Here is a 425-nt window from a genome sequence, read left to right on the forward strand (position 1 = left end):
GATCGGAAGAGGGTGGTGGTGGGGAAGAGGGGAAAACTCCGGGGGCGGCGGGTCACTTAAAAAAAAAAATTAGGACAACGCGCTGGCCGGACTGATATTTTATAACACCTTCCCAATCCCATCCGCCCCCCCCTTCATCGGACACCCGAGAGCGCGCCCCAACCAGCCCTCGCCTATGCTTGCAACAGTGTTTTCGTTCCCCCCGCCATGATGTCCATTCTTGGAGCCAATGGTACCGATATGGACGAAATTCTTAAAGGGCTTGGCTATTAATCGCGACCCATAAGCAGTACTGTTCTTGCACATCAACTTCTTGTCCAGCAAAGCTCTGCTTATACAAATATAACAGTACCAGATATTCCAGCAGCAGAATGTGTTGCCGCTCAATGGCAAACAATGAAAGCCTCAAAAACAGCAGGAGAACT

At 50.4% G+C, this 425-nt stretch carries 1 protein-coding gene; it reads right to left on the reverse strand.

Annotated elements, in window-relative coordinates; all coding sequences use genetic code 11:
- Positions 1-99 precede the first annotated feature (99 nt).
- Positions 100-306: a hypothetical protein gene (locus J7R13_RS09050; protein ID WP_208438326.1), complete on the reverse strand. Its 207-nt coding sequence runs from the start codon at positions 304-306 to the stop codon at positions 100-102.
- Positions 307-425 lie beyond the last annotated feature (119 nt).

The sequence above is a fragment of the Bartonella taylorii 8TBB genome, assembly GCF_902825155.1.
Lineage (GTDB): Bacteria > Pseudomonadota > Alphaproteobacteria > Rhizobiales > Rhizobiaceae > Bartonella > Bartonella taylorii_A.